Origin of the sequence: Nitrospira sp. (assembly GCA_015709715.1) — a bacterium.
GTDB lineage: Bacteria > Nitrospirota > Nitrospiria > Nitrospirales > Nitrospiraceae > Nitrospira_A.
In genome coordinates, this window is the sequence record CP054184.1 from 3675561 (window position 1) to 3695959 (window position 20399).

Here is a 20399-nt window from a genome sequence, read left to right on the forward strand (position 1 = left end):
AATTCCACTATACTGCGCTCCCGCACCGCTCTGTTGTCTCTGCCTGCACATGAATGCGCCTATCACACAATCAGCCGGTTTCGAGGGCCGGCCTTCCCGCGCCGTCGGTGTGAGCCTCCCGGGACAGGCGCTGTTTTGGGCATTTCAGAGCGCCGTGCTGGTCGCCCTCGCCTGCACGAGTTTTTTCCCCATCCTGTTCCGGTATCAGGAGCATGCCGTTATCATCTTGTTCGTGTTGTGCCTGGGCATGTGCTGGGCGGAGCGGTCGAGCCCTTGGATCAGAACGCCCCTCGATGTCCCCATTGCAGTGTTCGTGTTGTGGGTCCTGGCCACGGTGCCGTTCGCTACGGATCCGGCCTACAGTTTTGCGGAATGGAAGAAGTTCGTAGCGCAGGTCCTCGTCTATTACTGGAGCCTGCTCGTCCTGCACCGTCGCCGACGCAGGGAGCTTCCTCAACAGGTCCTGTCTTCGTTGGTGGCAGGCGCGGCGGCATTGTCCTCCTATGCCATCATTGAATTCCTGGCGCGGGGAGGCACTTGGCGTGATCGATTCATCCGGGCCCATGCCTTTGGGTCGGATTACAATTGGCTCAGCACCTATATGGTGATGACGATTCCGGTGGTGGCCGGGTTGGTTGCCGTGGCGGCGCGAGGGCGGTGGAGAGCGGTCCAAGCTGGTGCGCTCGTGTTGACCGGCGCGGCGCAGCTGTTTTCCTATACGCGGGGGGGATGGCTCGGCCATGCTGCTCAAGGAGTCATGGCGGCGCTCATGGTCGGGGGACGCCGGTTGCTGTTGGGCGTGTTGGGCGCGATCGTCTTGGTCGGTGCCGGACTCGTGGTCGCCTCGCAGGTGGGGTTACAGAAGGATACCGTCGACTCCACGACCGTGGGCACCAGGCTCGCCGTCTGGTCGATCGGCCTGCGCGAGGTGGCGGCCTCTCCGTTGGTCGGCATCGGCTACGGAAATAATTCGTTCGTGAAGAAGTTCCCGCAGTACTCGCTGGAAAACCAGGCGGGCATCCCGGAACGCGAGCGGGTGATCCCGGCGATGCACAGCACGTTTCTCATGGTGGCTTTGGGAAGCGGTCTTCCGGCCTTGGCGGGCCTGCTCTGGATCTTTGTCGCCCTCCTCCGTCGGCTTTTGCCGGTACCCTGGGTCCCGGCGACGAGTGATCGTCGGACCTGGTTGGCGGTGGCGATTGGGTTGGCGGTGCTCGGATTCGGTGTGCGGAATTGTTTCGACTATATGTTCATGGGCAGCCTAGCCCATGTCTTTTGGTTGCTGGCCGCCGTCGGCGTGACCCTGACCAATCCGACGTGGCACGACCTGGTCGCCGGGAGGGACGGGGAGATCCGCACGGAGAGCAACAGACGCCCGGACACATCCGGCACGGGCCATGCGGGAGTGCGAACGACCACGGCTTGACAGGACCGGCGAGATCGATCAAAAGAAGACGGACGCGCATGTCGCGCCGGACGGAGAAAGCCGAGATGGGCTCGTACAGCGGCAGCATGATCACAGTGGGGCGCGGGTGAAGGCACTGATAACCGGGATCACCGGTCAAGACGGGTCGTACCTGGCCGAATTCCTCCTCGCGAAGGGCTATGATGTCTATGGCATCATCCGTCGCTCCAGTTCCTTCAATACCGCCCGCATCGACGGCATCTATCAAGATCCGCACATCACCGACGCCAAATTGCATTTGCTGTACGGCGATCTGAACGACGCGAGTTCTTTGAATAAGGTCTTGCGCACGATTCGCCCGGATGAAATCTACAATCTCGGGGCGCAAAGTCACGTTCGGGTCAGTTTCGACATCCCCGAATATACCGGAGAGATCACCGGCCTGGGGACCGTCCGGCTGTTGGAAGCCATCCGTGAATCAGGACTGCGCCCCAAGTTTTACCAGGCCTCTTCGAGCGAGATGTTCGGCAAGGTGCTGGAGGTGCCGCAACGGGAAACCACCCCCTTCTATCCCCGTAGTCCCTATGGCGCGGCGAAGGTCTATGCCCACTGGATCACCGTGAACTACCGTGAAGCCTACGGGCTGTTCGCCTGCAACGGCATCCTGTTCAACCATGAGTCGCCGCGCCGTGGCGAAACGTTCGTCACGCGCAAGATCACCAAGGCGGCGGCCCGCATCAAGTTGGGGCTGCAACGGGACCTATTTCTCGGCAACCTCGAAGCCAAGCGGGACTGGGGCTATGCGGGCGACTATGTGGAAGCCATGTGGCTGATGCTGCAGCAGGAGCAGCCGGACGACTATGTGGTGGCGACGGGCGAGACCCATACGGTGCGTGAGTTCCTGGATGTCGCCTTCGGTCATCTCGGGCTCGACTGGCAACAGCACGTCCAGATCGATCCGCGGTACTATCGGCCGACGGAGGTCGATCTGTTGATCGGCGATGCGGCCAAGGCGCGGCAACGGCTGGGCTGGAAACCGACGGTCGATTTCCGACATCTGGCGGTCATGATGGTCGAAGCCGACTTGGAAGCGGAGCGTGTAAAGCTGCAAGGCACTGCTTCGAGGGGAGCGTAGGTGATGGAGAAACAGGCGCGTATCTATGTCGCCGGCCATCGAGGCATGGTCGGTTCCGCGATCGTCAGGGCCCTCAGGGCTCGCGGATACGACAATGTCCTGTTGCGAACCAGCCAAGAGCTGGACTTGCGCGACAATCGCCAAGTCGCTGCCTGGTTCGCGGAGGCCAAGCCGGACTATGTGTTCCTGGCCGCGGCGAAAGTCGGCGGCATCCTGGCGAACAGCACCTTTCCCGCCGATTTCATCTACGACAACTTAGCGATTCAAACCAATGTGATTCACCAGGCCTATAACCATGCGGTCAAGAAGCTCTTGCTGCTGGGGTCGTCCTGCATCTATCCGCGCGATGCGCCGCAACCGATGAAGGAGGAGTATCTCCTGACCGGTCCGCTCGAACCGACCAATGAATGGTACGCGGTGGCCAAGATTGCGGGCATCAAGATGTGCCAGGCCTATCGGTGGCAGTACGGTTGCGATTTCATTGCCGCGATGCCGACCAACCTGTACGGGCCCCACGATAACTTCGATCTACAGACGGCCCATGTGCTGGCAGCCTTGCTGCGGCGCTTCCATGAGGCGCGGGAGCAGGGCACGGTGCCCACCCTCTGGGGCAGCGGCAAGCCGCGGCGGGAGTTCCTGCATGTGGACGACTGTGCGGAAGCCTGCCTGTTTCTCATGGATCACTATTCCGATCCCATGATCATGAACGTCGGTGCCGGTGAAGATATCGCCATCGCCGAGTTGGCCAGGCTGGTGGCAGAGGTCGTCGGTTATCGAGGACCCGTCCAGTGGGATCGCAGCAAGCCCGACGGGATGCCGCGCAAACTCATGGACTCCGGTCGTATGGCCTCCTTGGGGTGGAAGCCGACCATCGCGCTGAAGGAAGGGCTGCGCCGGACGTACGACTGGTACCGGCAGATGATCCTGTCGCAGACCGGGGCTTCATGAGCTGGGACTCCGCCGCTCACCACGCCCTTGCCGTCGACTCGCCGCCGTTCCTCCATGTGGGGCTACTGCCGTCATGAACCTGCGGAGTGCCGGTCCATGTGCGGCATAGTCGGCACGTTGGTGTTTGACGGAGGGAGCTTCCGCGTCACTGAACCCTACCTCGTCAAGATGAGGGACCGCATGGTGCACCGCGGGCCAGATGGGGCCGGGCTCTGGATCGAGGCCGGCGGGCGGATCGGTCTGGGCCATCGGCGGCTCTCGATCATCGACCTCGCGTCGTCGGCAGCGCAGCCCATGCCCAACGAAGATGAGCGGCTATGGATCGCGTTCAACGGCGAAATCTACAACCATGCGGCGATCAGGCGAGAACTGGAAACGCTGGGCGGCCATCGGTGGAGGACCGACCATTCCGACACCGAAGTCATCCTCCACGCCTTCGAAACCTGGGGCATCGGCTGCCTTGATAAATTTCGCGGCATGTTTGCCATCGCCCTGTGGGATGGACGTCGTCGGGAGTTGTGGCTGATCCGCGATCGGATCGGTGTGAAGCCCCTCTACTACAGCCTGCACCACGGTCGGCTGACCTTCGCGTCGGAGATCAAGGCGCTGCTGGAAGATCCCGACCAACCGAAAGCTTTGCACGAAGAATCGCTGTTCCACTACCTGTCTTTTCTGACGGCCCCCGCTCCACAGACCCTGTTTCACGGCATCAAGAAGATTCCCGGCGGCACCTGGCTGCGGGTACAGGCCGACGGAACAATAGAAGAGCGCCGGTATTGGGATGTGTGGGACCACACCGCACCGCTGGTCGGCCGTTCGGATGGCGACATCGCCGCCTGCGTCTTGGAGAAGCTGCGGGAGTCGGTTGCGCTGCGCAAGGTGAGTGATGTGCCGGTCGGGGTGTTTCTGTCCGGAGGAGTCGATTCGAGCACCAACGCGGCGCTGTTTTCCCAAGGAGAGGCCAGGCCGGTCCGTACGTTCACGATCGGGTATGACCGGGAATACGCCAGCTATCGCAACGAATTGGCCCATGCTCGCTTGGTGGCGAACCATGTCGGGGCGGAGCACCATGAGCGGCTCCTGTCCGTGGACGACCTCATTAACTTCCTCCCGCAAATGGTCGTGCTGCAGGATGAACCGATCGCCGACCCGGTCTGCATCCCGGTGTATTACGTGTCGCAGCTGGCTCGCGAGCGGGGGGTGATCGTCTGCCAAGTGGGCGAAGGGGCGGATGAGTTGTTCTGGGGGTATCCGGCTTGGAAAACCGCGCTGCAACTCGAGGCCTGGAATCGATGGCCCGTGCCGTTCTTCGCGAAACGATGCGGCCTCCACCTGCTGCGGTGGATCGGCCAGGGCGAGTCGTTTCATTATGAGCGGCTGCGGCGAGGGCTGCTCAACCAGCCGGTTTTCTGGGGCGGGGCGGAAGCCTTTCCCGAGGCGCTGAAGCAACGGCTGTTGTCCCCGTCGCTCAGAAAACGATTCCGCGACCTCACATCCTGGGAAGCGATCCGGCCGATTCGTCAGCGGTTTGAAGCCAAGGCCTGGGAACAGAGTCCGCTCCAGTGGATGAGTTACTTAGATCTGAATTTCAGGCTTCCCGAATTGCTGCTGATGCGCGTCGACAAGATGAGTATGGGAGCCGGTCTGGAAGCGCGCGTACCGTTCTTGGACCATGAGTTCGTGCAAATGGCCATGAGCATTCCCGAAGCCGTGAAGACCAGGGGCGGGGTCATGAAAACCCTCTTGAAACAGGCGGTGCGCGGGGTGATTCCGGACCGCATCATCGATCGGCCGAAGCAGGGTTTCGGGGTGCCGGTGCATGAGTGGATGCAGGGCCGCCTCGGCTCCCTCATGCAGGAGACGTTGACGGACTTTTGCCGCCGGACCGACCTGCTCGATGGCGCCGAGGCCATGCGCGTGTTGCGCGATCAGCGTGATCCCCGTGGCTGGTACCTGTTCAACTTGGCGCTCTGGTGGAGAACCTACCTTGCCTAGACGATGCGCCTTCCTCCCATGAGCCGCGACCGGCCCTTAACCGGCACAGAACGCCTCCGCGCCAAGCTCCACCACCTGGGACTGGGCGCCACAGGACTCATGCTGGTCCGGAAGGCTCTCCGGCCGTGGTCGACCAGACGGCGTCGTCGGCAGGCGACTCCAGAACGGTACGCGGTCGGGAAGGACGGATTGGCCGCCGCGCTCGGCACGTCGGCGCAGGAGCTCGAGGCCGCTGTCGCCGCCATCCGACAGCAACTGGCGCAGCGTATGCCGGTACAACCTGGTGACCGGCCGACGATCCGCGAGCGGTATCGACAGCAAGCGCCGGATCAGTTGCGCACGACCCTCGAAGCCGCCGACCAGATCTGTCGTCATGTGTTCGATCTCCTGGGATCGGGCCCTGTCGCCCTCGGAGATCGGATCGATTGGCATCGCGATTTCAAGAGCGGCTTTCGCTGGGATCCGACGGCTCCTTTCATGGATATCGCCGAGGGGCGGGGGAATGGCGTCGACATCAAGGTGCCCTGGGAGTTGTCGCGGGGACAGCAGGTTGTCCTGCTGGCGCAGGCTGCGTGGCTGAGCGGAGAGTCGCGCTACGCCCGCGAGTGCGTGGCGCAGATGGCCGATTGGATTGCGGCCAACCCGGCCGGATATGGGGTGAATTGGGCCTGTCCGATGGACGTGGCGATTCGAGCCGTGAACTGGTTGTGGGCCCTCTCGCTCCTCGCACCCTCCTCCGAACTGACCGAGGCGATCCTGGCGGACATCGTCGCCTCTCTCGTTGCGCACGGCCGCTTCCTCACGGACAACCTGGAAGTCCGCGAAGACGGTGTCACCACGAATCACTACCTGGCCGATATCGTGGGGCTGCTCTACTTAGGCCTCTGCTTGAAGGAGGTCGGCGAGGCCGGGCCGTGGCGCACGCTTGCCGTCGGCGAACTCGTTCGCGAAATGGACCGACAGGTCCTGCCCGACGGCGTCCACTACGAATCGAGCCTGTCGTACCATCGGCTGGTCGCGGAAATGTTCCTGTCCTCCGCCCTGCTCTGTCGGCGCCACGGGGTCGTGTTGCCTCCTGCTTTTCACGAACGCCTGAAGAAGATGTGCGAGTTCGTGTGGGTCTATACGAAGCCGAACGGCCTGGCCCCGCAAGTCGGCGATGGGGACAACGGCCGCCTGCATATCCTCTCAGGGTACGGCTGTGGTGATGTGCGTGACCACCGCCATCTGTTGGCCGCCGGAGGCCTGCTCTATGATCGAACCGACTGGATCGCGGCTGCCGGTCCCTGGTGGATCGAAAGCCTCTGGCTTGGCGGCGCAGACCGGCCTCGCCAGGGAGAGGCATCCGTGGACCGGTTGCCGCAGAGCCGGGCGTTCGCGACCGCCGGCTTCTACATCCTTCGCGATCGCGACGACTACGTCCTGTTCAACTGCAACGCTCCCGGCACCAACGGGGTGGGGACGCATAAACACAATGATCTGCTCTCTGTGGAACTGCAGCTCGGCGGGGAAGATATCCTTGTGGATCCCGGTTGTTTTCTCTATACTTCCGACCCTCAGGCCTACGAGCGCTTCCGTCGCACCGCGCACCACTCGACGGTCATGGTGGATGAGGCGGAGCAGAATCGCGTGATCCCCGGGAAACTCTTTTGCCTCCATCCGGATAGTCGTGTGCAAGTCCTGCAGTGGGACGATGGACCGGCTGTCCAATCGGTTGTAGCCGAACATGACGGGTACGGACGGCTGACCGCTCCGGTCATCCACCGCCGGGACCTCCGTTACGATCGTGATCGTGCGACATGGCTGGTGGTCGATCGGCTGACTGGGTCCTCCGGCGCCTCGCACTCGCATCGGCTGGAATGGACCCTGGTCTTCGCCCCCCACTGCCGTCTCGAGCCCATCGAACAGGGCTGGAGTCTCGTGACCCCACGCGGGCGATTCCGGCTGGACGGGCCGCACCTGCAGGCCGGAGGACAAGACATGCCTATCCGTGCCTCCGTCGAACAGGGGCTGGTGGCTCCGCGCTATGGCGTGACCTTCGAGACGTCTCTGCTTCGGTGGCAATGGGACGGGCCCCTGCCGGTGGAAGGACGGTTTTCGATTTCCCGGCAGGTACATGCTCCGAGGTGACGCGCCTCGGCGGGTACGGCAGGATCGTATGAAAGCATTGACCATCTGGTTGACCGGCTTGCCCTGCGCGGGGAAGACGACCCTGGCCAACATGTTGGCGCGACGCCTTTTGGCGCAGGGCCTGACCAATGTGGAGGTCATGGACGGGGATGTGGTCCGTACCCATCTGTCCAAGGGGTTGGGGTTTTCTCGTGCCGATCGCGATACGAACGTACTGCGTATCGGGTGGGTCTGCCAGGTCTTGACGAAGCACGGAGTGTGCAGTATCGTCGCCGCCGTTTCGCCCTTTCGGTCTGCGAGAAACGAGGTGCGGGCGATGGTCGAAAAGGTCGGAGGAGTCGGCTCGTTCGTCGAGGTGTGGGTCCGTTGCGGAGTCGACGAATGTATCCGGCGGGACGTGAAGGGCATGTATGCCAAGGCGCTCCGAGGAGAGATCCAGCAGTTCACCGGCGTGTCGGACCCCTATGAAGAGCCGTTGGCGGCCGAGGTCGTGGTCGACACGAGCGCCGAGCCTCCGGACGCATCCGTCACCCGCATCCTGGAGGTCGTTCACCGTGCCGCGCCATGAGCCGCGTATTGCATGATGCCCCTTCGCCAAAGGCTCGCATGGGGGTGGAGGCGAGCTTTCTGTGGTTTCTGCTGCCGACTCTGCTCCAAACCCTGCTGGGCGTCGGCGTCATGGTTCCCCTCACGACGTATTACCTGGATCCCGCCGATCTGGGAACGGTCGCCATTCTCACGGCCTTCGCCATGCTCGTGACGCCGCTGGCCACCACCGGCGACAATTGGGTGTTATCGAGCCACTGGCATGCTACGTCGGAGGCTGATCGCAAGGAATTGCTCTTCAACCTCTTGCTGGCCAATCTGGGGATGAAGGTCTGTTGGGCGACCCTGTTCTGGTTGGCGGCCCCGCTGTTGTTGCCCCGCGTGATTCGCGACTATCGTCCCGAATATCACCATTATTTCGGCCTGGCCCTGCTGGGGTTGGTGGCGGGCACCTTTTGGCCGACGTTGAGCGCGTTGATGGTGATCGAGCGGGCGCCCGTGAGCCACGCGGTGAATGAATCGCTCCAATGGAGTGCCGGCGCGCTTACGACCGTGATCGGCCTGGTGGTGGCGAAGCTCGGCGTGCTGGCCCTGTTCTTGGCCCCGATCGCCGCCGGGCTCATGTCCATGGGGCATGGACTCTGGTACGGTGCGGGCCGCGTGGCCTTCCGACCAAGCAGGCGCTGGGGAAAAGAAATCATGCGGACCGGATTACCGGCGGTTCCCTTCGCCATCATGGACGTGCTGTCGAACAGTCTCGATCGCTTCGTCATCCAACGGTGGTTGGATCTCTCGACCCTGGGGATTTACGCCCATTCGCAAAGTTATCGCGGGATGTTCGTGACCATGACCAAGGCCTATTCGCGCACGATGACCCCGACGTTTCTGGAGCTCTTCGCCCAACCGAAGGCCGAGTCGCCTCAACAGGTTGAACAGGTTGTGTCGCTGTGGTACCTCTGTGTCACGGCGGGCGGGATTGTGGTCACGCTGTTCGCGCCGGAAGTGATCCATCTGCTGACGCACGGAAAGTTCGATCGGGCTGCGGAGTTGGTGCCGATTTGGTTTCTCCTCGTCTTGGCGCATACTGCGGCGATCCCCTATACGCAGTATCTGCTCACGGTACGGCAGAACGTGCTCTTGTCGTGGTCGTCGGTGGGCATGAGTGTGGTGACGATGGTCATGGTCTGCGTGGCCACGTGGCAATTCGGTGTGCTCGGCGCGACCGGCGCCGCTGTGGCGGGCTCGTTCGCGCTGCACGGCATTCGGTTCCTTCTGGCCCGCCGGTTCGGCTGTCCCTATGGGTTGGAGCCGGGGCTGCTCTGGGGGCTGGGAATCGTCCTCGGCGTCTACCTCCTGACGTACTGGGTGGGCGTGCCGTTCACGGCGAAGCTGCTGCTTACGGGGGTGGTTGTGGCCACGGTCTTGGTCAAGGCTGCACCGTTCTGTTCGAACGGAAGGTGGGCGACCCTGTGGCCGACCTCTAAGTAACGCGCGCAGGCGAGGAGCGTGGATTGAGAAGCAATGGAGTGAAAGGAGATGCCGATGGCGAGTGAGCGAGCAGCGGGTGTGGCGCGACAGGACGGCAACGAACCGGGCGCAACGGTCAGCGGCCATTTCGACCATTGCCAAAATTGCAGCCACCGGCCGCTCATTCCCGTCATGGACTTCGGCCATCACCCGCCTTGCGACTCCTTGTTGCGGCCTGAGCAGTTGGCCAAACCAGAGGCCTTCTACCCCCTCCATGTGTTTCGATGTGAACGCTGCGGGTTGGTGCAGATCGACTATGCAGTCGATCCGGCGGAGTTGTTCTACGAAGGGTACCCCTACATGACCGGCATCACCGGCGCGTTGAAGACCAACTTCGACGCCATGGCGGCGAAGGTCATCGAAACGTTGCGGCTCAAGCCGGGCCGTCTCGTGCTGGACATCGGGTCGAACGACGGTACCATCTTGCAGGGGTTCAAAACGAGGGGCATGCGCGTGTTGGGGGTCGAACCGACCGGTATCGCGAAGATCGCCAATTCGAGAGGGATTCCGACCAGACAGGCCTTCTTCAGCGAGGAGGTGGCGAGGGACATTCGACAGGCGGAAGGCCCCGCGTCGCTCATCACCGCGGCCAACGTGTTCGCGCACGTGGCGAATCTGGGGCCCTGCCTGCGCGGCATCCACGCACTGCTCGCCGACGACGGCACCTTCATTTCCGAATCCCACTACCTGCTCGACCTGATCGACACGCTGCAATACGACACGATTTACCACGAGCACCTGCGGTTCTATTCGATCAAGCCCATGCAGGACATGATGAACCGTTTCGGGTTCAGCGTGGTCGATGTCGAACGCATTCCCAACCACGGCGGCTCGATTCGCGTGTATGCCGTGAAGGGGACCGCCGGCAGGCCCAGCGAGCGCATGTGCGACTTGGTGAAACAGGAAGAGGCCTATGGTCTGTACGGCGCTGCACTCTACGAGACCTTCGCCCAGCGGGTCAGGCAGTCGAAGTGGAAACTCATGCGCCTCCTGTCCGACCTGAAGACCAACGGCCATCGTATCGTCGGGATCGGCTCGCCGGGACGGTCGAGCACCGTGATGAACTATTGCGGCATCGGCCCGGACTATTTGGATTACACCGCGGAGCAGGCCACGTCGCTGAAGGTCGGTCTCTTCACGCCGGGCACCCACGTGCCGGTGGTGGACGAACAACGCCTCTTCGACGAACAGCCGGAGTACGCCTTGGTCCTCGCGTGGCATTTGGGTGAGGGGTTGCCCCGCAAGCTCCGCAGCAAGGGGTTGCGGTCGAAATTCATCATGCCGCTGCCGGACCCCGTCGTCCTGGATTGGTAGGGGTGGGTGTCACGCCTCGCATGACGACCGTGACTGTCGGCATTGTCGGGACCGGTTTCGGCGCTCAGGTACATCTGCCGGCCTTTCGCCGGCTGTCCGCGGTCACCGTGGCCGGGATCGCCGGACAGGATCGGGACAAAACGGCTCGCGTGGCGCAGGCCCAGGGCGTTCCCACCGCCTATGGGTCTTGGCAGGCCTTGATCGACGATAAGAAGATCGAGGCCGTGGTGATCGCGGTGCCGCCGCGATTCCACTGCGAGATGGTCCTGCGGGCCTTGGAGGCCGGCAAACATGTCCTCTGTGAGAAGCCATTCGGGGTTGATCCGGTCGAGGCGGCGTCGATGCTGGAGAAGGCGAGGCACAGCGACCTGGTCTGCATGGTGGATTACCAGTTTCGGATGGCGCCGGAACGGATTCGGCTGAAGGAACTGTTGGAAGCGGGGGCGATCGGGCGGGTCCGCAGGGTGACGGTCGAATGGACGGTGCGGGGCCGAGCTGCCGGAAACAGGGCCTGGTCGTGGCAGTTCGATCCCACCGTCGGCGGTGGCGTGCTGTTCGCGTTCGGTTCCCATGTTGTGGACTATCTGCAGTGGTTGATGGGGCCCGCCAAGAGCGTCACCGCGCACCTCAGCACGAGAGGCGGCCCTGCGGTCATGGGGCCGGATGCTCGCCCGGCGGCAGCCGATACGTTGGACGGCATTCTTCTGTTGCAGGACGACATTCCCGCGTCGATCACGATTTCCAATGCCACCCCCGGCGGGCGCGGCCATTGGCTGACGGTCTACGGAGAACGGGGCGCGTTGGTCGTCGGGAACCCGAATCAGGCCGACGCCGTAATCGGGACCTGTTTGTATGAGTCGGATCCGACGACCGGGGTCCTGCGGGAAGTGCCGGTGTCCGCTCCGTCGACCGACGGTCTGTCCGACGGACGGACGTTGTTGGTCGGCCGGCTTGCCGAGACCTTTGCCTCGGCCATTCGTGCGGGCACGCCGACGGCGCCCTCGTTCGAGGATGGGTGGCGCGCGCAGGTCGTCATGCAGGCCATGCGGGAGGCGCACGAACGACGACGGTGGATGCCGGTGGACATGCCGGGGGGGCGTGGTCGATCCTGGAGCCATGTCCGTCGAACACCATGAAGATTTTTCTCCTGTTGTCCAACGCTCCCGATCCCGCAGGCGAGGCGATCGAAGTGGTGGGGCAGGAGGTCGTCGAAAAGGCGCAGCAGCTCGGACATCGAGTCTTCGTGCAGGTCATTCTGCGTGACCCACGGAACAGTCGCGCAGCCGAACAGACAGAACGGGCCCTGGCTCGGTTGCAGTTGCCTGAGGTGACGGTCTGCCCCACGCTGTATGTGGCCGATGTCGCGGAGCCGGCCCAGGCGCAGAACCTGGTGGCGCGGATCCTTCGCGTGTCGGCTGCCTTGAGCCTGCGCCGGCTCTTCCCGGCGTCGAGGCTCGGACCGACGGTCGAGCGGCGGGTCCGGGAGGCGGGCGCGGAGGCGATTCTGAGTATTTGGAGCTGGGAAGCCTTGGCCGCCAGTTATCACATCGCAGGAGTTCCGAAGTTCGTGTACTACGGCAACCCCGACCATCTGCCGCCCCAGGCGCGGCTCAGGAATCCGGAGCTGTTCGGCATCCCGACCGCGTCCTGGCGTGATCGTCTCTGGTGGCGATGGGAGTGGGTGCGGAACGAACGGCGTAAGCAGCTCAACATCCGGATGATGCATGCCTGTGAAGTGACGGCTAACAATTCGGTGTTGGATGCGGAGTTCTATCGCGCCCACGGCCATGCGCGGTCGATCTATCTCCAGAACATGTGGCCGCCGGTCAAAGCGTCCACGCCGCCGGTGTCGGTGCAGGATCAACCCGGACCGGTGAAGATCATCGGCAGCGTAGGCAACTTGGGCGCGACCGGCAACACCTTTGCGTTGGCGTATCTAGGGAGGGAGCTGTTGCCGCGGTTGTTCGAACGTTTCAGAGATCGCCCTGTGGAAATTCACCTGTTGGGGAAGGGCACGTTGTCGCCTGCCGCGGCAGCGTCCCTCGGGGATGCCCGAGTGAAAATTCGTGGCTGGGTGGATGACATCCATGAAGAGTTCCGTTCCGCCGCGATGTTTCTCGTGTTGACGAACGTGAACCCCGACTTCCTTGTCGGCAATACCAGAATTTTGCTCGCCTGGGCGTTGGGGACCTGCGTCGTCATGCATGAGAACAGCCGGTTGGCGATGCCGGAGATTCAGCATGGAGTCAATGCCTTGTTGGGCCGCACGCCCGACGAGTTGGCGGACCTGATTGTCGCCGCGTCGGACGATCACGCGCTCAGGCAGCGGATCGGCGAAGGAGGCCGGCAGACCTTCGAGACCTACTACCGATCGGACGTCGTCGTGCCGACCATGATGCGGTTGGTTCAGGAGATGGTGGATCGTCATCGAGCGGGGCAGGGTGCGTCGGCCTGAGCGGTGACGCGGGAGACCTGACTCGGATTGCAGAAGAAAGAGGAGACTGTGAAAAACGCCATTGTCGCTCGCATCGGAGAAGGGCTTGCCACGTTGTTGCCGGATGTCGTCTGCACCGCCTTTGCGAGGCAATTGGCCGAGCGGAATCCGCAACTGTTGTTGGAGGCGCTCGGGCCCAAGCTGAACCGCACGCCGTCGCTGGATACCATGCCGTTCGACTTGGCGCCGACGGCGCCGCTTCAGTTCGAAGACCTGGCCGGACTGTTCGCCAGCACCTCGCTGGACCACGGCGTCATCGCCATGACGGTGAGGCAAACGGCCTACCTCTTCGGGTTGGTTCGACGCATGAAGCCTCGTAAGGTGATCGAGATTGGGCGCTACAAGGGCGGATCGACCGTCACGATTGCGGCCGCTATGGCGGGGCAGGGCGAGTTTTGGTCGATCGACATCGGGGAGAAGGAAGCGCGCCTGCATCAACGAGCCGCCGCGCGTACGTTCGACGACGAGATCCGCGACATCTGCAACCGGTTCGGCCTGCGGGTCACCCTGCTGGTGGGAGACTCGCGCGCGATTCAAGTCGAGACGGGCGAAGTCGATCTGGTCTTCATCGACGGAGACCACAGTTACGAAGGGGTGCGGAACGATTTCGAACGGTTCGGCACACGTGTGCGGGTCGGGGGAGCTGTGTTGTTCGACGATGCCTGCGACGAAGCCATGTTCCACACCCATTCGGAATCCGTCGGCAAGTTGCTCACGGAAATCGTGGCGGCAGGATCGTTCCGGTTGGTCAAGTCGGTGAATCGTCTCGCCCACATCGAGCGAATCCGGTAGGAGGCATCGTGTTGGTCGGCATCTTCGGCGCAGGTCGAAACGGATCCTCGCTCCTCATGCGGCTGTTGGACGGCAGTCCGGGCTTGTGGATTTACCCGATCGAGCTCAACTACCTGCGCGGGTTTGCGCCCCGTTCGTTGAAGGGCCTGGTGAAGCAGGCCCTGGCTGCCTGCAGCGCGATGGTGCCCGGCCAAGCCGGAGGGACACTCGAAAGCCGGCAGCGACAGTTGATGAGGGGCTGGGCGACGGAACAGATGCAGGAGTTGAAGGCGACCTATCTCGACAAACTCGTCGACCCCATCGTGCCGATCGGTGATCCGATCGAGACGGTCATGCGCCGCACGCACGGCGACCTCGTGGGTGATCTCGCAGGGTACCTGGAAGCCGTCCGCTCCTGTTACGACCAACGGCGGTTGCCCTCGGCCCCGATGCCCATGTTCAAGTCGATCGAGGTCTCGGATCTGCCGCGGTATCACCGGCTCTTTCCGGACATGAAGTTCATCCACATCATGCGGCATCCCTACTCCAACTACAGCTCGCTCAAACGCACCGACATGGTGTTGAAGCAGAAACCCTTTTGGTTTCAAGGTGGCGACATCCTGAGGCTGCAGCTGGAGTCCCGTTGGATTCCCCATGCGGAGTTCACCCTGGAGGGATTGAAGCGCGAACCCTCCAAGCACTACTTGGTCCGGTACGAAGATTTGTGCGATGCGCCGACCGATACGGTGAACGGTATCTGTGCCTGGCTGGGTGTGCCGCCCCCTGAGGAGCCGACGGTGCAAACCGTGTTGGGAGGTCGGCATACGAAGTCCTTGCCGATCAATTCGAGTCTCAAAGGTGTGGAGACGCCGGCCCAGGTCGTGTCGGACATGGCGAAGACCTATGGGTACGACGACATCCTGACCGAGCGGGAACGGGCCTTGATCCTGCTGCGTACCTATCGACTCGGCCGTCGATTAGGCTATTTTTCCGAGGAGGAGGGCACGCAGGTGCCGGCGAAGTTTCCGTTGTTCCTCCAGTGGCTGGCCCCGGATCAATGGGAATACATGAACGCGTCCTCGCGTCTCCGGTTGGCGCGCGCGCTGATCCAGCGCCGGCTCTACCTCTGCCGGGTGCTGCTCTCGCCGCTCGGGTAGCGGCCGGTCGCGTCGGGATGGTCGGGCAGCATGAAGTTTTCCTCACGTGACAAGACGATGTTTCAAACGGTCTTTGCACCGACGCCGGCGGAGGCCTGCACGTTGCTCGACTATGTGCGGTTCCTGTGGGAGGAACGGATCGGCGAACGTATCGCGAACGATCCGCTCTACCGGCCGTCGGATCTGTGGAGGCAGTGGGCCGCGCAGACCTTCACCGGATTTTCGTTGGAGAAGCTGCTGCTGCAGGGTGGCCATGCCTTTCCCGCCTCGATGGAGGTGGCGGCTGGTCCCATGGCACCGCAGCCGCGGTGGCGGCGCGCGTTGGGTGCCTTGTTGGGGGGGAAGGAAGCCGAGCGCATCCGGCAGGGGCGCGAGGTGGGACCTCTTCAGGCCTGGTTCCGGCGGTTCTATCCCCAGGTGGGGATCTGCCCCGAACATGCGCATTGGTATGCCTGGCACCCCAATCCCTATTTCCGCTGCCTGGAGGCCTATGTCCTGCGGGAGAAACGGCCGCTGCCGGCCACGATGTTGGAAGTCGGCGCCGGGGCCTGCGTGAACGTGGCGTTTTACCGCAGCCTGAATCCGGCCTTGCGCGCGACCGTCGTCGATCTGCCGGAAACGATGCTGTTCGGCTACTGTTTCTTGAAGAGCGTGTTTCCCGACCTCCGCGTGACCTTGCCTCATCAGGTCGAATCGAACCAGACGGGCGCCGAGGCGGAGGTCCGGTTCCTGCTGCCGACCCAGGTTGAGACTGTCCCCAGCGAGAGCATGGATTTCTGTTTCAACATGTCTTCGTTTCAGGAAATGACTATCGACAGCGTCAACCATTACCTTCGGTTCTTGGCACGGGTGCTCAAGCCGGGCGGAACGCTCCTGTCCGTCAACCTGGAGACCTCGCGGTACCTGGCAGGGAACGCATTGAAGAATTATGACTTTGCCCTGTACCATGCGGCACCTCGACTCAAGCCGGCTCCCTTCGGCACGGACTTGATCGACCATGTGCCCGGGATGAACATTGTGCATGCCGAGGTGACCAAAGGGGGCGGGCCTCAAGGTGTTGCGGAGGCCTGATGCGGGTCTTGGCCGTCATCCCGGCGCGAGGCGGGTCGAAATCGATCCCGCTGAAAAACATTCGGCCGCTCCAGGGCCTGCCCCTGTTGGCCTATACGATCAAGGCCGCCAAGGCCTGTTCCAGGCTCGACCGGTGCGTGGTGTCGACCGACCATCCGGAGATCGCGACGGTGGCCAAGGACTATGGCGCCGAGGTTATCGAGCGGCCGGCCGATTTGGCGACCGATCAGGCGCCGACTGAGTGGGCGCTGCTGCAGGTCGTGGAGGTCTTGGGGCGCGAGGGCTATCGGCCCGACTATGTGGTGACCCTGGAGCCGACCTCGCCGCTACGTACGGCTGGGCTGATCGATCGCTGCATCGACACCGCGATCGCGCATCCGGAGGTCGATTGCGTGATGACGGTCACCGAGACCAGGAAATGTTACGGACGCCTGGAAAACGGGCGGTTCGAATACCTGTTTCCCAACCAGCCCCGGCGTAGACAGGAACGCCGGCCCTTGTACGAAGAGAGCAGTACGGTGTATGTGACGAAGACCGAGGTGCTGGAGCGAGACCGGTCGGTCCTGGGGCGCACGCGTCAGGGGCTCGTGGTGGATGATCCTCGCGAGGCGATCGACATCAACGAACCATTGGATTTCATCGTGGCGGAGGCGGTGCTGGCCCAACGCCTTCTGGAGGAGCAACATGGCTGAGATCGCATCGATTCCCATCGGGCCCTATCGCATCGGACCGGAGCATCCGCCCCTGGTCATCGCCGAAGCGGCGGTCAACCATCAGGGCGACTTCGAGACGGCCAAGCGTATGGTCTACATCGCCCACGCGATGGGGGCACATATCATCAAGTTCCAGATCCACGTGCTAGACAACGAGATGCTGCGGGAGACACCGCAATCGGCCAACTTTGCCGAGCCGTTGTACGTGACGTTGGACAAGACGAACCTCACCGTCGACCAACATCGGGAGCTGAAGCGGCTCTGTGAATCGTTAGGCATTCTGTACCTGTGCACGCCCTTCAGCCGAGTGGGAGCCGATATCCTGGAAGATTTGGGGGTAGCGGCCTACAAGACCGGATCGGGAGAATTGACCAACCTGCCGCTCATCGAACATATCGGGCGGAAGGGCAAACCGATGATCGTGTCGACCGGCATGTGCACCATCGACGAGGTGGGCGAAACAGTCGCGTTGCTGCGGCAACTGAAGACGCCCTTCGCGCTGACCCATTGCGTCTCCGCCTATCCGACGCCCTATGACCGAGTGAATCTGGGCATGATTGCCCGGTATCGTGACCTGTTCCACGTGCCGGTCGGCCTGTCCGACCATTCGCGGGGCATCTATACGGGCATCGGCGCCGCCGCACTGGGGGCCTGCGTGATCGAAAAACATTTCACGCTCGACCGCCAGCAGCCGGGCCCGGACCATCCGGTGTCCATCGAGCCGGACGAACTCAGCGACCTGGTGAAAGGTGTGGATGCGGTGTTTCGCGCGCGCGGCGCGGAGCGGGAGATCTTCCCGGAGGAGCGCGAGATCGTGGCCTGGGCGCGCGAGAGCGTCGTGTCGGAGGTGCCCATCGCGCGCGGCAGCGTCATCACGAAGGACATGGTGTGGGTCAAGCGTCCGAGCCCCGGTCCCGGGGCGGTGGCGGCCAAAGATTTGGGGAAGGTCATCGGCAAGGTCGCGCAAGTCGATATTCCGAAGGACAGCCAGATCCGATGGGAGCAGCTGAACGCATGAAGCGCAAGATCGCGGTCGTGTCCGAAGCCAGGGCCACCTACGGCTACATCAAGCGCGTGATGCATCTGGTCGAAGCGTCCGATCGGCTGGAGTTGCAGCTCATCGTCACCGGCATGCACCTCTTGAAGGAGTACGGGGCCTCGATCAACGAAATCCTGCGGGATGGGTTCGTGCCGGCGGCCTGGGTGGATATGTACCTGGGCGGGGATACGCCGACGGCCTGGGCCAAGTCGCTCGGTGTGGAGATGCAGGGGTTGGCGCAGGTCTATGACATGCTGAAGCCCGATCTCCTGCTCGTGGCCGGCGATCGAGCGGAAATCCTCGCGGCCACCGTGACGGCGGCCTATATGAACATTCCCGTCGCCCACATCCAGTCCGGCGACCTGTCCGGCCACATCGACGGGTCGGCCCGGCACGCCATTACGAAGCTTGCGCATGTCCACCTGCCAGCCTGCGAAGATTCCGCCGAGCGGGTGCGGAAAATGGGCGAAGAAGTCTGGCGCATCTTCAACGTGGGGGCGCCGCAGCTGGACGATGTGGTGCAGGGCAAGAAGTTGTCGCGCGCGGAGTTGGCCAGGATCTTCGGGGTGGACTTCGACCAGCCGGTCCTGTTGGTGATTCAGCATGCGGTGTTGGCGGAAGTGCACCTGGCGAGGAAGCAGATGGAAGAAACCTTGGCCGCCGTGAAAGACAGCGGGCACCAGGCGCTGGTGATCTATCCTAACGTAGATGCGGCGGGGCAGGAGATCATCGCGGTCATCCGCCAATATGAACAGGTGCCCACGATCAAGACCTTCAAGAACCTGGAGCGCGAGGTATTTCTCAGCCTCCTGTCCGCCGTGTCGGTCTTGATCGGCAACTCCAGCGTCGGCATTCTGGAAGCGCCGTCGTTCAAATTGCCGGCCTTGGACATCGGCAGCCGCCAGACCGGCCGCATGCGGGCCTGCAATGTCATTACCGTGCCGGAGTTCGATCGCCGCCTGATCGGTCAGGCCATCGAGCGGGCGCTCTACGACGAGGGGTTCCGGGCCGCTGTACAGACCTGCGAGAATCCCTACGGCGACGGCCACAGTTCGGAGCGGATCTGCCGGATCTTGGAAGAGGTGGACCTGGGCCGGTTGCTGAACAAACAGATGACCTATTAGAGGCGACGCGAGTATGAATGCTCCAGTCTTGGTGACCGGGGGAGCCGGCTGCATCGGAATTCAAGTTTGTCGTGAACTGGATCGGCGGGGGATCGAGGTGCATCTGCTGGATCTGGGCGAGCAGATCGCGCGGGTCAAGCAGGCGCTGCCGCCGAAGGTCAAGGTCTTTTACGGGTCGATCCTGGACGTGTCGTCGATTCGCGAGGCGATGCAGGGCTGCGGGGCGGTGATCCACCTTGCGGCGTTGCTCGGCGTGCGGCGCACCGAGGTCAATCGCCTTCGCTGCCTCGAAATCAACGTAGAGGGCACGAAGCGGGTGCTCGATTGCGCGATTCAACACCGCATCCGGCGCCTCGTCTTCGCCTCCTCCTCGGAAGTGTACGGGGAACCGCTGGAGAACCCCATCACCGAAGAGACCATCACGCAGGGTAAGACGGTCTATGCCGTGAGCAAACTCGCCGGCGAGGAACTTTGCATCGGGTATGCGCAGCGTTATCCCGAATTCGAGCACGTGATCCTGCGGTTCTTCAACGCCTACGGCCCCTACCAGGCGGCGCAGTTCGTGCTGCCCAAGTTCATCCAGAACGCCATGACGGGCAGGCCGATCGTGATCAACGGCAGCGGCGACCAAATCCGCTCCTACTGCTATAGCGAGGATACGGGGCGCGGCGTGGTGGAGGCCTTGCTGCGGCCGGAGGCGCGCGGAGAGATCATCAATCTGGGCAACAGCGACCGTCCCATCTCGCTCACGGAGTTGGCGGACATCGTGGTCGAGGCCAGCGGCAACCCCTCGGTGACGATCAAGTACGCCGAAGATTTTCAAGGTACCGATCGCCATGCGAGCCGTGAAATCCACCGGCGCTACTGTTCCGGCGACAAGGCAAAGCGCCTGCTGGGGTTCGAATCCCGCGTCCCGCTGGAAGCGGGGATCCGTCGGATCATCGAGATGAACAGTATCTTCGAAAAGTGGGAAAGCACCGAGTTGCCGTACTTGATCGACGAAATGACCTGAGAAGGGATATCCGCGCGT

At 62.8% G+C, this 20399-nt stretch carries 17 protein-coding genes; all 17 read left to right on the forward strand.

The features are described from left to right. Positions 1-49 precede the first annotated feature (49 nt). Positions 50-1426, forward strand: a complete 1377-nt coding sequence (locus tag HRU82_17580) for an O-antigen ligase family protein (protein ID QOJ36648.1) — start codon at positions 50-52, stop codon at positions 1424-1426. Between the two features lie 106 nt (positions 1427-1532). Then, the gene (gmd, locus tag HRU82_17585) at positions 1533-2540 is read left to right on the forward strand and encodes a GDP-mannose 4,6-dehydratase (protein ID QOJ36649.1); all 1008 of its coding nucleotides are present in this window, start codon (positions 1533-1535) and stop codon (positions 2538-2540) included. Between the two features lie 3 nt (positions 2541-2543). Then, complete coding sequence (locus tag HRU82_17590) at positions 2544-3488, forward strand: GDP-L-fucose synthase (GenBank protein QOJ36650.1); 945 nt, start codon at positions 2544-2546, stop codon at positions 3486-3488. A 96-nt stretch (positions 3489-3584) separates the two neighbouring features. Continuing rightward, the gene (gene asnB, locus HRU82_17595; GenBank protein ID QOJ36651.1) at positions 3585-5483 is read left to right on the forward strand and encodes an asparagine synthase (glutamine-hydrolyzing); all 1899 of its coding nucleotides are present in this window, start codon (positions 3585-3587) and stop codon (positions 5481-5483) included. Positions 5484-5501: 18 nt separating this feature from the next. Further along, positions 5502-7613 (forward strand): alginate lyase family protein, encoded by a 2112-nt coding sequence (locus HRU82_17600; protein QOJ36652.1) that lies wholly within the window; start codon positions 5502-5504, stop codon positions 7611-7613. A gap of 28 nt (positions 7614-7641) precedes the next feature. Further along, positions 7642-8181, forward strand: coding sequence for an adenylyl-sulfate kinase (gene cysC / locus HRU82_17605; protein QOJ36653.1), 540 nt, complete (start codon positions 7642-7644; stop codon positions 8179-8181). After that, positions 8178-9647 carry a lipopolysaccharide biosynthesis protein gene (locus HRU82_17610; protein ID QOJ36654.1) on the forward strand — a complete coding sequence of 490 codons (1470 nt, stop codon included), beginning with the start codon at positions 8178-8180 and terminating at the stop codon, positions 9645-9647. Before cysC ends, HRU82_17610 begins: the two co-directional genes overlap by 4 nt. A gap of 54 nt (positions 9648-9701) precedes the next feature. Beyond that, positions 9702-11000: a class I SAM-dependent methyltransferase gene (locus HRU82_17615; protein ID QOJ36655.1), complete on the forward strand. Its 1299-nt coding sequence runs from the start codon at positions 9702-9704 to the stop codon at positions 10998-11000. 20 nt (positions 11001-11020) lie between these two features. Then, positions 11021-12136 (forward strand): Gfo/Idh/MocA family oxidoreductase, encoded by a 1116-nt coding sequence (locus HRU82_17620; protein ID QOJ36656.1) that lies wholly within the window; start codon positions 11021-11023, stop codon positions 12134-12136. Next, entirely contained in the window at positions 12133-13455 is a 1323-nt protein-coding gene (locus HRU82_17625; protein QOJ36657.1) for a glycosyltransferase family 4 protein, read from the forward strand. The genes HRU82_17620 and HRU82_17625 overlap by 4 nt, the downstream gene beginning before the upstream one ends. A gap of 48 nt (positions 13456-13503) precedes the next feature. Continuing rightward, on the forward strand, positions 13504-14286 hold the full coding sequence (locus HRU82_17630; protein ID QOJ36658.1) for a class I SAM-dependent methyltransferase: 783 nt from the start codon (positions 13504-13506) through the stop codon (positions 14284-14286). 8 nt (positions 14287-14294) lie between these two features. Then, positions 14295-15422, forward strand: a complete 1128-nt coding sequence (locus HRU82_17635) for a sulfotransferase (protein ID QOJ36659.1) — start codon at positions 14295-14297, stop codon at positions 15420-15422. 30 nt (positions 15423-15452) lie between these two features. Continuing rightward, positions 15453-16493, forward strand: coding sequence for a putative sugar O-methyltransferase (locus HRU82_17640; GenBank protein ID QOJ36660.1), 1041 nt, complete (start codon positions 15453-15455; stop codon positions 16491-16493). Further along, the gene (locus tag HRU82_17645; GenBank protein ID QOJ36661.1) at positions 16493-17185 is read left to right on the forward strand and encodes an acylneuraminate cytidylyltransferase family protein; all 693 of its coding nucleotides are present in this window, start codon (positions 16493-16495) and stop codon (positions 17183-17185) included. The genes HRU82_17640 and HRU82_17645 overlap by 1 nt, the downstream gene beginning before the upstream one ends. Further along, positions 17178-18224, forward strand: coding sequence for an N-acetylneuraminate synthase family protein (locus tag HRU82_17650; protein QOJ36662.1), 1047 nt, complete (start codon positions 17178-17180; stop codon positions 18222-18224). The genes HRU82_17645 and HRU82_17650 overlap by 8 nt, the downstream gene beginning before the upstream one ends. Continuing rightward, positions 18221-19369: a UDP-N-acetylglucosamine 2-epimerase (hydrolyzing) gene (neuC, locus tag HRU82_17655; GenBank protein QOJ36663.1), complete on the forward strand. Its 1149-nt coding sequence runs from the start codon at positions 18221-18223 to the stop codon at positions 19367-19369. The genes HRU82_17650 and neuC overlap by 4 nt, the downstream gene beginning before the upstream one ends. A 13-nt stretch (positions 19370-19382) precedes the next feature. Beyond that, the gene (locus HRU82_17660) at positions 19383-20381 is read left to right on the forward strand and encodes an NAD-dependent epimerase/dehydratase family protein (protein ID QOJ36664.1); all 999 of its coding nucleotides are present in this window, start codon (positions 19383-19385) and stop codon (positions 20379-20381) included. The last annotated feature ends 18 nt before the right edge of the window (positions 20382-20399 follow it).

Coding starts and splice junctions, on each gene's coding strand:
- HRU82_17580 (QOJ36648.1), top strand. CDS start 50: ATGAATGCGCCTATCACACAATCAGCCGGTTTCGAGGGCCGGCCTTCC.
- HRU82_17590 (QOJ36650.1), top strand. CDS start 2,544: ATGGAGAAACAGGCGCGTATCTATGTCGCCGGCCATCGAGGCATGGTC.
- asnB (QOJ36651.1), top strand. CDS start 3,585: ATGTGCGGCATAGTCGGCACGTTGGTGTTTGACGGAGGGAGCTTCCGC.
- HRU82_17600 (QOJ36652.1), top strand. CDS start 5,502: ATGAGCCGCGACCGGCCCTTAACCGGCACAGAACGCCTCCGCGCCAAG.
- cysC (QOJ36653.1), top strand. CDS start 7,642: ATGAAAGCATTGACCATCTGGTTGACCGGCTTGCCCTGCGCGGGGAAG.
- HRU82_17610 (QOJ36654.1), top strand. CDS start 8,178: ATGAGCCGCGTATTGCATGATGCCCCTTCGCCAAAGGCTCGCATGGGG.
- HRU82_17615 (QOJ36655.1), top strand. CDS start 9,702: ATGGCGAGTGAGCGAGCAGCGGGTGTGGCGCGACAGGACGGCAACGAA.
- HRU82_17620 (QOJ36656.1), top strand. CDS start 11,021: ATGACGACCGTGACTGTCGGCATTGTCGGGACCGGTTTCGGCGCTCAG.
- HRU82_17625 (QOJ36657.1), top strand. CDS start 12,133: ATGAAGATTTTTCTCCTGTTGTCCAACGCTCCCGATCCCGCAGGCGAG.
- HRU82_17640 (QOJ36660.1), top strand. CDS start 15,453: ATGAAGTTTTCCTCACGTGACAAGACGATGTTTCAAACGGTCTTTGCA.
- HRU82_17645 (QOJ36661.1), top strand. CDS start 16,493: ATGCGGGTCTTGGCCGTCATCCCGGCGCGAGGCGGGTCGAAATCGATC.
- HRU82_17650 (QOJ36662.1), top strand. CDS start 17,178: ATGGCTGAGATCGCATCGATTCCCATCGGGCCCTATCGCATCGGACCG.
- neuC (QOJ36663.1), top strand. CDS start 18,221: ATGAAGCGCAAGATCGCGGTCGTGTCCGAAGCCAGGGCCACCTACGGC.
- HRU82_17660 (QOJ36664.1), top strand. CDS start 19,383: ATGAATGCTCCAGTCTTGGTGACCGGGGGAGCCGGCTGCATCGGAATT.